This window comes from Ralstonia sp. SET104 (assembly GCF_003851545.1).
Classification (GTDB): domain Bacteria; phylum Pseudomonadota; class Gammaproteobacteria; order Burkholderiales; family Burkholderiaceae; genus Ralstonia.
In genome coordinates this window covers 35,864-48,594 of sequence record NZ_BHVX01000020.1, presented here as the reverse complement: position 1 = coordinate 48,594, position 12,731 = coordinate 35,864, and the positions used below count along the sequence as shown (strand labels likewise).

The 12,731-nt window shown below is 62.4% G+C and carries 12 protein-coding genes, 1 tRNA gene and 1 pseudogene; 10 read left to right on the top strand and 4 right to left on the bottom strand.

Features of this window, described 5'->3' with window-relative positions:
* The first annotated feature begins 41 nt into the window (after nt 1-41).
* The 3 genes from PSUB009319_RS20335 to PSUB009319_RS20325 all read left to right on the top strand — a co-directional run bounded on the left by PSUB009319_RS20335 (nt 42) and on the right by PSUB009319_RS20325 (nt 2,586).
* A complete protein-coding gene (locus PSUB009319_RS20335; protein ID WP_066705047.1) occupies nt 42-1,304 on the top strand; it encodes an ABC transporter substrate-binding protein in 1,263 nt (420 codons plus the stop codon).
* Between the two features lie 17 nt (nt 1,305-1,321).
* Complete coding sequence (locus PSUB009319_RS20330) at nt 1,322-2,113, top strand: phosphodiesterase (RefSeq protein WP_066705045.1); 792 nt, start codon at nt 1,322-1,324, stop codon at nt 2,111-2,113.
* 197 nt (nt 2,114-2,310) lie between these two features.
* On the top strand, nt 2,311-2,586 hold the full coding sequence (locus PSUB009319_RS20325; RefSeq protein WP_066705043.1) for a KTSC domain-containing protein: 276 nt from the start codon (nt 2,311-2,313) through the stop codon (nt 2,584-2,586).
* A 410-nt stretch (nt 2,587-2,996) separates the two neighbouring features.
* On the opposite strand, the gene PSUB009319_RS20320 is transcribed toward PSUB009319_RS20325, so the two are convergent.
* Entirely contained in the window at nt 2,997-4,565 is a 1,569-nt protein-coding gene (locus PSUB009319_RS20320) for an IS91 family transposase (RefSeq protein WP_112189113.1), read from the bottom strand.
* A gap of 58 nt (nt 4,566-4,623) precedes the next feature.
* Here PSUB009319_RS20320 and PSUB009319_RS20315 point away from each other — a divergent pair, with 58 nt between their 5' ends.
* Both PSUB009319_RS20315 and PSUB009319_RS20310 read left to right on the top strand, forming a co-directional pair.
* Nucleotides 4,624-5,625 (top strand): IS1595-like element ISCsp2 family transposase, encoded by a 1,002-nt coding sequence (locus PSUB009319_RS20315; protein WP_011805635.1) that lies wholly within the window; start codon nt 4,624-4,626, stop codon nt 5,623-5,625.
* 495 nt (nt 5,626-6,120) lie between these two features.
* Nucleotides 6,121-6,537, top strand: coding sequence for a cupin domain-containing protein (locus PSUB009319_RS20310; RefSeq protein WP_124383996.1), 417 nt, complete (start codon nt 6,121-6,123; stop codon nt 6,535-6,537).
* A 294-nt stretch (nt 6,538-6,831) separates the two neighbouring features.
* On the opposite strand, the gene PSUB009319_RS20305 is transcribed toward PSUB009319_RS20310, so the two are convergent.
* A tRNA-Gly gene (locus tag PSUB009319_RS20305) sits at nt 6,832-6,908 on the bottom strand.
* A gap of 468 nt (nt 6,909-7,376) precedes the next feature.
* On the opposite strand from PSUB009319_RS20305, the gene PSUB009319_RS20295 reads away from it, so the two are divergent.
* Nucleotides 7,377-8,321, top strand: a complete 945-nt coding sequence (locus tag PSUB009319_RS20295; RefSeq protein WP_092971204.1) for a chemotaxis protein — start codon at nt 7,377-7,379, stop codon at nt 8,319-8,321.
* A gap of 46 nt (nt 8,322-8,367) precedes the next feature.
* Here PSUB009319_RS20295 and PSUB009319_RS20290 read toward each other — a convergent pair whose 3' ends face one another.
* Nucleotides 8,368-8,880 carry a hypothetical protein gene (locus PSUB009319_RS20290; protein ID WP_124383995.1) on the bottom strand — a complete coding sequence of 171 codons (513 nt, stop codon included), beginning with the start codon at nt 8,878-8,880 and terminating at the stop codon, nt 8,368-8,370.
* A gap of 75 nt (nt 8,881-8,955) precedes the next feature.
* Nucleotides 8,956-9,600 (bottom strand): TetR/AcrR family transcriptional regulator, encoded by a 645-nt coding sequence (locus PSUB009319_RS20285; protein WP_124383994.1) that lies wholly within the window; start codon nt 9,598-9,600, stop codon nt 8,956-8,958.
* Between the two features lie 189 nt (nt 9,601-9,789).
* On the opposite strand from PSUB009319_RS20285, the gene PSUB009319_RS20280 reads away from it, so the two are divergent.
* From PSUB009319_RS20280 to PSUB009319_RS20265, 4 genes and pseudogenes are all read left to right on the top strand, one after another.
* Complete coding sequence (locus tag PSUB009319_RS20280; RefSeq protein WP_185453513.1) at nt 9,790-10,062, top strand: nuclear transport factor 2 family protein; 273 nt, start codon at nt 9,790-9,792, stop codon at nt 10,060-10,062.
* Nucleotides 10,063-10,135: 73 nt separating this feature from the next.
* Nucleotides 10,136-10,567: a VOC family protein gene (locus tag PSUB009319_RS20275; RefSeq protein ID WP_124383993.1), complete on the top strand. Its 432-nt coding sequence runs from the start codon at nt 10,136-10,138 to the stop codon at nt 10,565-10,567.
* A gap of 229 nt (nt 10,568-10,796) precedes the next feature.
* Nucleotides 10,797-11,149 (top strand): annotated as a pseudogene (locus tag PSUB009319_RS20270) (SRPBCC family protein).
* 40 nt (nt 11,150-11,189) lie between these two features.
* Nucleotides 11,190-12,638: a DHA2 family efflux MFS transporter permease subunit gene (locus tag PSUB009319_RS20265; protein ID WP_124383992.1), complete on the top strand. Its 1,449-nt coding sequence runs from the start codon at nt 11,190-11,192 to the stop codon at nt 12,636-12,638.
* Nucleotides 12,639-12,731 lie beyond the last annotated feature (93 nt).

Genomic DNA, 12,731 nt, shown 5'->3' with positions numbered 1-12,731 from the left:
TTCCCTTTCTTTCTCCCTTCATCCATCAAGGAGTGCATCCCATGAAACGAGTTGTCCTGAAATCCATCGCAGCCGGCGTGCTGCTGGCTTGCGGCTGGGCGCATGCGCAGCAGCCGCTGGAAATCGTCGTGGACTACCCCTACCCGGAAATCTTCAAGGACGTGCACGAGAAGATCGCCAAGGACTTCATGGCGAAGTACCCGCAGTACAAGGTGGTCTTCCGTGCGTCCACGCCGGGCTACGAGGAAGCTACGCAGCAGGCGCTGCGCCAGGCGGTTACCAACCAGTTGCCCGACGTGTCTTACCAGGGCCTGAACCGCCAGCGCGTGTTCGTCGACCGCGGCATTGCCGTCGACATGACTCCGCTCATCCAGGCCGAGAAGGACTGGGGCAAGATGGGTTACGACAAGGCGCTGCTCTCGCTGGGCCAGATCGGCAGCAAGCAGGTCGGTATCGGCTTCTCGCTCTCCACCCCCATCGTCTACTTCAATGCCGACCTGGTGCGCAAGGCCGGCGTCACTCCCGAGCAGTTCCCCGCCACCTGGGACGGCATCGTCGAGGTAGCGAAGAAAGCCAAGGCCGCCAACCCCGGCACCCACAGCCTGCACATGGACTGGGAGATCACCGGCAACTGGATGTGGCAGGCACTGGTCTTCTCCAACGGCGGCACCATGCTGACGCCGGACGAGAAGAAGGTGGCTTTCGACAGTGCTGCCGGCAAGACCGCCATGCAGACCTTCGCCAAGGCCGTGAACGAAGGCGAGATGCGCAACATCTCCTTCAGCAACGCCAACCAGGACTTCATCACCGGCAATCTGGCCGTGCTGGTCACCTCCACCTCGCGCCTGGGGCTGACCACCAAGCAGGTCGGCAAGCGCTTTGACCTGCGCACCGCGCGCATGCCGATCGAGAAGAACGGCCGCCTGCCCGCCGGCGGCAATGTGGCAATGCTGTTCGCCAAGGACCCGGCCAAGCAGAAAGCCGCCTGGGAATACATCAAGTTCGCCACCGGCCCGCAGGGCGCCACCGTCATGGTCAAGGGCACCGGCTACTTCCCGGCCAACGCCCTGCCGGCCAACGACCCGGCCCTGCTCAAGCCCTTCTACGAGCAGAACCCCAATTACCTCACCGCCATCAAGCAGCTGCCGGTGCTGACCGGCTGGTATGCCTTCCCGGGTGAGAGCGGCCTGAAGATCACCGACGTCATCAAGGACCACATCCAGACCGTGGTGGCCAAGGACGTGGCCCCGGACAAGGCGCTGGCCACCATGACGCGCGACGTGCAGGCCCTGCTACCGCGCTGAAGAGGAGAGACCGCATCGTGTTCAAGTTCATCCACATCACCGACACGCACCTGGTGGCGCAGGGGCAGGCGCTCTACGGGCTCGACCCGTACCGCCGCCTGGCCCGCTGCATCGACAGCGTGATCGCAGAGCATGGCGACGCCGCGCTGTGCGTTGTCACCGGCGACCTGGCCGACACCGGCCACCCGGACGCCTACCGCCAGCTCGCGCAGCAGCTCGGCCGCCTGCCCATGCCGGTGTTTCCCATCCTGGGCAACCACGACAGCCGCGAGCGCTTTCGCGAGCACTTCCCGCAGGTGCCGGTGGACGCCAACGGCTTCGTGCAGTACGAGGTGGCCATCGGTGGCTACCGCGGCCTCTTCCTCGACACCAACGAACCCGGCGTGAGCCACGGCGTGCTGTGCGAACAGCGCGCGCAGTGGCTGGCCGAGCGGCTGGCGCAGAGCGACGAGCCGGTGCTGCTTTTCATGCACCACCCGGCCTTCGCGCTCGGCATCCCGTCCATGGACCGCATCGCCCTGCTCGACCCCGCACCGCTGCGGCGCGCCCTGCAGGGGCAGGAGCACCGCATCCGCCACCTGTTCTTCGGCCACGTGCACCGGCCCATCTTCGGCTCCTGGCTCGGCATCCCGTACTCCACGTTGCGCGGCACCAACCACCAGGTGGCGCTGCGGCTGGACGACACGCCCAAGATCGGTGGCAGCCACGAGCCGCCACAGTACGGCGTGGTGCTGCTGGGTGAAGACACGGTCACCGTCCACGTGCACGACTTCCTCGACCGCAGCGAACGCTTCTGGCTCGGCGAGTAAGGCGGGGCATCGGCGCTGCGGCTCCGTGCTGGTTGGGGCGGCCAAGACGGCACCTGTGGGTGCTGTCTTTTTCCAAGTCAAATCGGTCGTTTGGGCTTTTTAAATAAGCGCCACCAGCTATCAAAACAGGAGCGGCTCTGGGATGTGCGACGATCCGGCAGGGCCCGCCCCGTCGCGAGCTCCCTTCGGAGCCCAACATGCAGAGCAAGACCTTCACCAACGGGCGCATCCGCCGCGCCGACTACGACGCCAGCACCCAGCAGCTCGAGCTGCACTGGGACGACAAGACGGTGCGCGCCTACAAGCACGTGCCGCAGGAAGTGTTTCGCCGTCTGTGCAGCGCGCCGTATCCCACCACCTATTGGGAAGACCGCATTGCGGAGGAGTATCCGAAGGGCACGCCGATGAGCAAGAACACGGGTGCGGAAGATGCGGCTCAGAAGTTCCGGGATCTGTTTGGCGGCGGGGAATGAGGCCTCGCGATTCAGCCGGCACGCGCGTTCCTGCGGTTGGCAGGGTCGGTGATGTCATCACGAAGGCCGGAGGCTGGCGGCATTTCAGCTATAAATCAGGCACTCGACAACAAAGCGGGCGGCCGGCATGAGGTCGCCGGTTCCAGGCGTTCCGTACTTCGCGGTCCGCATCACGTCGGGCGGCCATCCGCCCTCATGGAGTTGCAATGTCCATCAAATCCGTACGGATAGGAAATTCAACCGCATGAGGCCAAGTATGGCACGCGTTTTGGGCCTCGAAACACGTTCGACACAAGCAGTTTGAGCGCTCGCTTGCCGCTCAATGGCAAGAGCTTGGGAGGCAATATGCGTTTGGGTCTGGCGCGCACGCAGCTACTCACCGCAGCGATTGATACCGCCGCTTCACTGGGTCACCAATTGACGCGCTGGTCCACCTCGTAATCGGGTGCGGGTTGAGCTGCCAGATCCCAATCGGGCTCGCCTTGCACCCCGTCATCCACCGGCGCGTCGCAGTCCTCCCACAGCGGTGGCCCGCGTGCCGGGGTTATGTGCGGTGGCTGCGAGTCCACCCCGATGTGGTTCAGGATGTGGCGGATTTCGGCGCTGTGCGTGATGAAGGCAATGATGCGCATTTGCCCCCCGCAGTTCGGACACAGCAGTGGGAAGACCTCGTAGATGCGGGCAATCAGCACCGCCCATAGGTAGTGCGCTGGGCGTTTGGGAGGTGCTGCAGGTTCTGGTGTGGGTGTGGCCGCGTTGCCCGGCGCCGCCACCCCAGGTACGCCCACGCCCACGCCCGCGCCAGATTGTGCAGTCTCGACCGTGGCTGGTTGCGCCGCAGCAGGCTGGGCCAGAGCCGTCACCGCCTCCCTCAGCGGCGAGTTCGGTGCCAGCACGCCAAAGTAGCGGTGCCGGTGGGTGCGTGGTGGGGGTACCAGGGCGGCAATGCGGTCGATGAGCTCCAGCGGTGTGAGGTGCAGTTCGTCTGCCTTGGCACCGCGCTGGTCACTGGTGGGCTCGCTGCGTTGTTTGGCACAGCGGTACACCAGTTCGCTTCCCTCTTTGCGCAGTCGATCCATGGAAAACGGTGGACGCGCGCAATAGCGCAGCAGCCGCTCCAGCGCAGCGCGGTCGTGGGCTTCGATGCAGACACCGGCGTCCACCGAGAAGCCGCTGTGTTTGTAGCCCAGCAGGTCTTTGGCGTCACAGTTCTCCAGCAGGCCCCGAGCAACGAAGGCGCGCAGGATGCGTTTTTGCAGTGTGGTCTGCACTGGGGCCACGGTAGCCGCATCGATGCCGGTGGCCGCGTGAAAGATGACACCCGGCGATGAGATTCGAGGGGTCGCATCAGCATCGCCCTCGCCCTCCACTTCCTCAAACACCCCGTCCACCACACAAACGTGGAAGTGGACGTGTTCATTGAGGCTGGAGCCGAATCGGTGAATGAAGGCGATGGCACCGATGTGCAGGCCTGCCTTGTCCATATGGGCCGCACCGGGGCTGTGGGTCTGCAGAGTTTGTGCGATCACCCGCAGAAAGATGCGCAGCACCATGCTCAGCACCGCTCCGTCGCGTTGCATGAAGTACCGCAACCTCTTGGGCACGGAGAGCACCCACTGGCGCACCGGCAGGCGGGGGAAGACGTGGTCGCTCAGGTGTGCCGCCGTCTCCACCATCCGCCGCGTGGTGCACGAGGGGCAGACTCCCCGGCCTTTGCAGGAGAAGGCTACAAAGTAGTCGTGCCCACAGTCGCCGCAGCGAGCGCGGGCAAAGCCATGGGCAAAGATGCCGCACTCAAGATACTTGGCAAACGCTTTGCGCACGAAGGGCTTGGGGGTGTGGTGGTCGCCCTGGCCGTCGAACTGACCCGCGCTGGCCAACTCTAGCCAGGTCTCGTAGTGCTCGGCTACCGTTTGGTAGAGCAGCGTGCGTTCGGGGTGGCGTGGGTTGTAGAGCTTGGGCTTGGAAGTGGCTGACATGAATACTGTACAAATGCAAGGGGTATCTATTTAGCTCCAGTGACGTGAGAATAGCTGGATGGAAACCCAGATGCTAACGCCAACTCCTGGAGGGGACTACCCCCGCACCTGGAACGAATTTCTTGACTGGTTTGCCACCGAAGAGGCTTGCCAGGCGTTCCTGGAGAAGCTTCGGTGGCCCCAAGGCTTCGTCTGCCCGCGTTGCGGCAACGCTGGCGATGTGTACCGCGCCAGCCGCACCCGCCTGATGTGCCGCTCATGCCAGTACCAAGGCACAGTGACATCTGGAACCATCTTTGACAAGACGCGCACACCGCTGCGTGTCTGGCTGGCTGCAGCTTGGTACCTGACCAATCAGAAACAAGGCGTGAGCGCCCTGGGGCTGCAGCGCGTATTGGGTTTGGGGAGCTACCAGACCGCCTGGACCATGCTGCACCGGTTTCGACGTGCCATGGTCCGCCCGGGCCGGGACAAGCTCAAGGGGCTTGTGGAGGTGGATGAAACGTACCTGTCCATCACGGATCGCAAGAATCCCGCCACCCCTGCAGGGCGCAAGAGCAGCACCACCAAAGTGTTGATGGTCATGGCGGTGGAGATCGTGGAGCCCAAGGGGTTTGGGCGCATCCGGTTACGCCGCATTGACCGAGACGCCGCCACCCACGTAATCCCCTTTGTGCAGGAGGTGGTCGAGCCTGGAGCCCAGGTACGCACGGATGGTTCGGCGGCATACCGCGCTCTGGGAGAACTGGGTTACACCCACCAGCGCACCGTCATGCTCGGCTCAGGCGTACCTGCCCATGTCTCCATGGCGGGAGTGCACCGGGTCGCCTCACTGGTACAGCGCTGGGTGCTGGGAACACATCATGGCTCTGTACAGCCAGACCACCTGGACGCCTATCTCGATGAATTCGTGTTCCGTTTCAACCGGCGCACATCCAGCTCACGCGGGATGCTGTTTTACCGCTTGCTGCAGCAAGCGGTGGTTACGCCGCCAGTGACGTATGGGGATGTCGTGAGCAAGAACACCGGGGAGAGCCAATCGGATACCATTGCTGGATGAAATCACAGTATCAATGGGGCTGCTGGAGCTAAATAGATACCCCTTATAAATATACAGTTTTTTGACTGTGGCAGCACGTGACTTTCCGGCCTTGCACGTCAGCACAAGAAGCGTTCTTCGGCCGCGCGGGAGGCCATCGATTTAACCTGCCAGGACATCGCCAGTCAGGGCAAAGCAATCAACCTCCGAGAGGTGAGGGAGCGAGTCCCTCAAGACAAGAAGTCCTTGGTAGCGTCAAGGGTGTCATCAGCCTGCTCCAAGATGCCAAAGGGCGCATGGAGACAGGTTGACCCCATCGAACCACGGCATGATGACGGAGTTACCCCTTGAGGCTTGATGCCGCGAGGCGGATGATTTTTTCGGCGCGCTTTTTGGAAGTGCCCAATTGCGGAGTTTCAGGCCAGGCAGAACCGCGGGTCTTCATGGTGGAGACAACGTCGCCTATAGTGATTGCCGTCATTGACAGAAAATTGGGCGGGTTGCCGGAGGTGCGAAATGGAAGCCTCATCCAAATCGAAGGTTGGCCGTGTCGTTCCCAGCGCAGCCAGCTATGTTTCCCAGCAAGGCTCCGTTTATGCTCCCGGTATCAGTAAGGAGACAGTGGGTTCAGAGGTTCTGTTTCTCGGCGTGGTGACCCTCCCTCCTGGCGGCAGGACGAAAGCCCATGTTCATGAGTTTCACGACTCCGCGCATTACATGCTGAGTGGCGAGGAAGTCGAATTCTGTACCGGTGACGAGCTTGAAGACCGGCAACTGGCGCATCCCGGCGATTTCATCTTCACACCAGCGGGCGTTCCCCATATCGCTGTCAACCACGGCCAGACGCCCGCCGTCTTCGTCACCGCACGCAACGAATCTACCGCCCAGGAAAGTGTCGTCATGCGTCCCGAACTCGATGTGAAGGTCCCATGAGCTCACGTTCGACGGGAGCGCGCGCGAAAAGCGCCCAGTTGGGCGTGCGCCTTTCCCTCCGTCTCGCGGCCCTCGGTTCAAGGGGCCACTCCGTCATAACCCTGTCGAACCAAAGAAGAAGCCGACCAAGTGGTCGGCTTTTTTGCGTCTATCGTTCCCCGGTGTGCGCGGGAAAAAACCAGTCTGGCCAAGACCGTTTTTCGATACAACATAATGTGGCCCAACGGGTAAACAACCTGTCCAGCCACTTTATGCTTAACGGCACAGCCATCAACTGCCACTGCGCAGAAAAATTGGTGGGACGTACAGGACTTGAACCTGCCTGCCTGCAACGGTTGGCCGCTGCCGCTCGACCCATGAGCTACCGTCCCGCCTTCACTATATCGACCCTTCATGAGGAAACCCGAGTCGGGACATCCCCCTAGCCGGATCGGCCAGTGAGCGCGGCCGGACGAGGCATCCGGATGCTCTACCCCGGAATGATCTTGCGCTGGGCGCAAGTCGTCAAAGATGCGCATGAACATCGCTTTCGTTTCAACGTATTCGTGAAAGCCGAAGCGGCGCACCTTGGAGCCGTCACCAACTATGTCGTAGTCCCACAAGACACACCGTGGCGCGGGGGGAGCAGCCCGGCGAGGCTGGGGACACGCCATCTATGTCGACCAAGATGCGCATCTGCCGACGTGCCTGCGGGCATTTCAGTGGCATGTGAAGGTTGCCTGGGCTGCTGTTCCCCTACGCTGGAAGGGCGCGGCGCTCACATTCGCAAAACCCCCTTCAAGTTGCCCAACACCCTGCCGTTTACCGCCACATAACGTGTGCGTGAACGGGGGAAGACGATGTCGCAGCATGAAGTCGATGAACGGACCAATCTGACGAACAACAACCGATTTGAACTGTTGCTGTTCCGCCTGGGCGAATCCGCGCGCTCCAACCAGCGCGAGATGTTCGGCATCAACGTGTTCAAGGTGCGCGAGATTATGGTCATGCCGCCTGTGACGCACGTGGCCGATGCCGGCGCCCATATCCTGGGTGCCGTCAATGTGCGCGGCCAGATCATTCCCGTGATTGACTTGGCCAGCGTGATCGGCACCAAGAACGGCAATGCCAACATCCTGTTGATTACCGAGTATGCGCGCTCCACCCAAGGCTTTGCGGTGGAAGAAGTGGACGAGATCGTGCGTCTGGAATGGAGCCAGATCTTCCCGGCCGAGGCGAGCGTGGGCAGCAGCAATATCACCAGCCTGGCGCGCCTGGACGGCAACGCCGACAACTCGCGCCTGGCGCAGGTGATTGACGTTGAACAGATTCTGGTAGATGTGTTCCCCACCCGCCGCACCGATCTGGCGCCAGACAATGACGAGCGTCCGATCAAGCTGCCTCCGGGTGCGAAGCTGCTGGTGGCAGATGATTCCGGCCTCGCGCGCTCGCTGATCGCCAACGGCCTGGAGGCAATGGGCACGCCTTACGTGATGACCAAGAGCGGCCAGGAAGCGTGGGATACGCTGCAGAACATCGCCCGCGATGCCGCCCGCGAAGGCAAGACCGTGCGCGACAAGATCGCTCTGGTGCTGACCGATCTGGAAATGCCCGAGATGGACGGCTTCACGCTCACGCGCAAGATCAAGACCGAACCAGCGTTCCAATCGATTCCGGTGGTGATTCACTCGTCGCTGTCGGGTTCGGCCAATGAAGACCACGTGCGCCGCGTTGGCGCCAACGGCTACGTCGCCAAGTTCGAAGCCAACGAACTCGCGCAGGCAATCGCGTCTGCGCTGGGCTAAGCGTTGAAGGCCTGGGCGGCGTGCAATGCGCCGCCGGGCCTCTGCATTACTTGCGGCTTTGGTGGTCGCCGCCCAGCGGGTCGACGACGATCATCGTGCGATCGAGTACGCCGCTGTCGTCGAAGAGCGCATTGAAGTGCGCCTGCTGATACCCGGCGATATACATCCGGTATGACCATGCCTCGCGCTTCATGAGCGGGTAGTACTGCGTCGGCTCGCGCGGCATGCCAAAGCGCTCGGCCACGTCATGCTTGGTCCAGACGCCTGGCCGGGCTTCGTAGATTTCCTTTTCAGTCAGCATCTGCCGGAAGTTGGTGAGCTTGCCGCTCGCGTCAAAGTCGGCGGCATAGACTTCGTGCCCCATCGGCTGCTTGGAATAAATCCAGCGGTGCGTGCCGCTTGCCAGTTGGTAAGTCTCGGTGGGCGCGCCAAAGGTCTCGCGCACGGCACTTTCGGGCTGGCCGATCAGCTTGTGCCCCGTTTGCATTGGTGAAAGCGATGCGCACGCGCTCAGCACGAACACGGCTGCGCTGATCCATCTGCCTGGTCGCAACTGCATGGTGGTTCTCCGGAATGGCTTGTCCTGATGGTAAACGCTTCGGGCGCACGCAATATTCCATCGTGCCGGCAACCTCTACAGGCCGTTCTCCACCATCTCCACCACACGCAGGGCAATGGCGCCGGTTTGCTCCGGCGACCGCCCGCGCAATGGGCCATCGATGATGAGCAGGGCCAAGCCGTGCACCGCAGACCAGGCGAGGTATTCGGCGCCCGGCCGGCGTTCAGCCGGCAATACCCCGGCGGCGGTCATCCGGTCCAGCGCAAGGCCCAGCAACTGGAACGGGTTCAGGCCACTGTTGCCGGCTTTGGCAGGGTCCGCATCGTTTTCCACTTCGTCGGGCACCGCAAAGGCGGTGCGGAACAGGCCGGTCTCCTTCTGCGCGAAACGCAGGTAACCCACGCCAACGGCGCGCAGCGATGCACGTGCGCGTGCATCGTCGGGCCATGTCGGGTCAATGGCGTCCAGCTCGGCTTCCATGGCGCGCGCCAAGGCGGCCAATGCCTCGGCCCGCACACCTTGCAGCAAATCCTGTCGCCCCTCGAAGTGCCGGTAGGCGGCATTCGGCACCACGCCAGCGCGGCGTGTGGCTTCGCGCAGCACGATGGCGTCGGGCCCGCCGGCGCGCGCCAGTTCAATGCCGGCGTCGAGCAGCGCGCGCCGCAAGTCGCCATGGCGATACGTCGTGCGCACGGGGGGTCGAGGTGGTTCCTGGGTCATGCAAAGAATCTCCGCAAGTTCTATGTGGACACCGTCCATTATGTCTGCTATCGTTTGTGGACAGTGTTCACAAATCAACCGTAGACGCTGTTGCGCAACTTTCCAAGCCCTTATTGCGACGGATTCTTCAGAGGCCAGCATGACGATTGCCACAAACGCTGCGGACGATGAAGCGCAACTGCGCGCGCGATGTGGTGGCTCGACGTGATGCCGCCGCTGTTTGTAAAAGGCGCGCACGCTTACCGCCGCAACTGGCAAGGCTGGTTTGATGCGCTGGAAGGCCAGGTCGATTTCCGGTTCACCGAGTTGCACTTTGAAGTGAGCGGCGATCTGGCCTATTGCTTTAGCGTGAATGCGCAAACGCGCGCCACCGTGTGTTTGCGCAAGCGCGATGGCCGCTGGCAGGTGGTGCACGAGCATGCCTCGGTGCCGATGCCAGTGCCCGAACCGGCGTGCACATGATTGAGATTTTCCCCCGACCGCGTGGCGCAATGCGCGGCTTTGCAGTCCCCCGAGTCCACCCCAAGGAGTTGTGATGCAAGTTCAACCGTATCTGTTCTTTGAAGGTCGTTGTGAAGAAGCGCTCGAGTTCTACAAGAAGACGCTTAGCGCCAAGGTCGACGTGGTGATGCACTACAAGGATGCGCCCAAGGATGCGCAGCCCACCGCCGAGCAATGCGGCGGCATGGCGCCCCCGCTCGACAAGGTGATGCATGCCGCCTTCCGCGTGGGCGAAACCCAGATTCTTGCCTCTGACGGCATGGCCGGCGGCAAGACCGACTTCAAGGGTTTCGGGTTGTCTGTGAGCGTGCCCGATAACGCTGCCGCCGAGCGTACGTTCAAGGCGCTGGGCGAGGGCGGCCAAGTCACGATGCCGATGTCTGAAACGTTTTTTGCCAACGCGTTCGGCATGGTGACCGACCGCTTTGGCATTACGTGGATGGTGATTGCACCCAAGCCGATGTAATTGCCGTGTGTGTGCAAACGGCCATCGAGCGATGGCCGTTCTGCGCAAAACCGTAGGAATCTGCCTTGGCATAGGGTGATGGCGCGGCGCTAGACTGTGCGTTCACCGGGGCCTTACCAATATCGACGCCCCCCTGAGTGACGACCGGCTGTTCTGGCTACGTCCCTTTTTGCACGATGTGCGCAAAAGCGTCGATTCACCTGCTGCCCCATCTCTTGGTGCGCTCGTCATGCTGAAGAGCATTGCGATCGTTATCGTCGTCGCGATTGTTGCTGTGCTGTGTTTTGCTGCCATGCGTCCCGATACGTTCCGTGTGCAGCGCGACGTGGGAAGGTTCCAGCAAGGTGGGCGCGGGGCGCATGAAAATCGTCAATTCAACGTCGCCCAGCCGCATCCAGATCCAGTTGGATTTCCTGAAACCCCTCGAAGCCCACAACACGGCGGAATTCACGCTGCAACCCCGGGGCGACCTGACCCACGTGACCTGGGCCGTGCATGGCCCGAGGCCGCTCATCTCTAAGGTGATTGATCGGCAAGGATTTCGAGGCCGGACTCGCCAATCTCAAATCGGCTGCGCAATGAGTACATTTCAGGCGCAGCGGCAAATCATAGGAGTGATTCCATGACGCATGGCATTGACGAACGCAAGCGCTGGCTTGCCCTCATCGTGCTCTGCCTGGGCGTGCTGATGATCGTGCTGGACACGACCATCGTGAACGTTGCATTGCCCTCCATTCAGGCAGATCTGGCCTTTACCGAAACCTCCCTGGTGTGGGTGGTCAACGCTTACATGTTGACCTTTGGCGGGTGCCTGTTGCTGGGCGGCCGGTTGGGTGATCTGTTCGGGCATCGCAGGCTGTTCTTGCTCGGCCTTACGCTGTTCACGCTGGCATCCGCTGCGTGCGGGCTGGCAAATTCGCAGGGGCTGCTGATTACGGCGCGGGCTGTGCAGGGGCTGGGCGGGGCGGTGGTGTCGGCGGTATCGCTGTCACTCATCATGAATCTGTTCACGTCGCCCGGGGATCGCGCCCGCGCCATGGGCATCTACGGCTTTGTGTGCGCGGGCGGCGGCAGCATCGGCGTGTTGCTCGGTGGGCTGCTGACGAGCGCGCTGAGCTGGCATTGGATCTTTCTGGTCAACCTGCCGATTGGCGTGGCGGTGTATGCCGCATGCGTGGCCTTGCTGCCCGCGGGCAAGCCGCTGGCCGATCGCACGAAGCTGGACGTGGCAGGTGCCATTGCCGTGACAGCCTCGCTGATGCTGGCGGTGTACGCGGTCGTGCATGGCAACGAAGCCGGCTGGACTTCCGCGCAAACGCTTACGCAACTGGGCATCGCCATCGCGCTGATGATCGCGTTTCTGATCATCGAATCGCGCGTGTCGCATCCGTTGATGCCGCTGCATATGTTCGCGCTGCGCAATGTGGCGACGGCCAACGTGGTGGGCGTGCTGTGGGCTGCTGCGATGTTCGCGTGGTTCTTCATCTCGGCGCTCTATATGCAGCGCGTGCTGAACTACAGCGCAATGCAGGTTGGGCTGGCCTTCTTGCCCGCCAACATCATCATGGCGGTGTTCTCGCTGGGTTTGTCGGCCAGGCTGGTGATGCGTTTTGGCATTCGCGCGCCGCTGTCACTGGGGCTGTTGGTAGCGGCGGTGGGGCTGATGCTGTTTGCGCGCGCGCCGGCCGGCGGCAACCTCGTGCTGGACGTGCTGCCCGGCATGCTGTTGCTGGGTCTGGGTGCCGGTGTTGCATTCAACCCGGTGCTGCTGGCGGCCATGAGCGACGTGGCGCCGGATGAATCGGGGCTGGCGTCGGGCGTGGTCAATACGTCGTTCATGATGGGCGGTGCGCTGGGGCTGGCCATCTTGGCGAGCTTGGCCGCTGCGCGCACGGAAGGTCTTGCCGCGGCGGGCGCCGATGTCGCGACCGCGCTCAATGGTGGTTACCACCTTGCCTTCTTGCTGGGCGCTGCCGCGGCGCTGCTTGCCTCGGTGTTGGCGGGCGTGTTTGTGCGCACTCGCGCGCATGGCGCAGCCCAGGGCGAGGTGTCGTCCGCGGCCTCCGTCTAGATCACACCGGAAAAAGGGCTTACCGCGTGTCTCAAACGAGGCATGCGGTGAAACCCTTTATTGACCGACCGGTCGGACGATTTATAATCGATC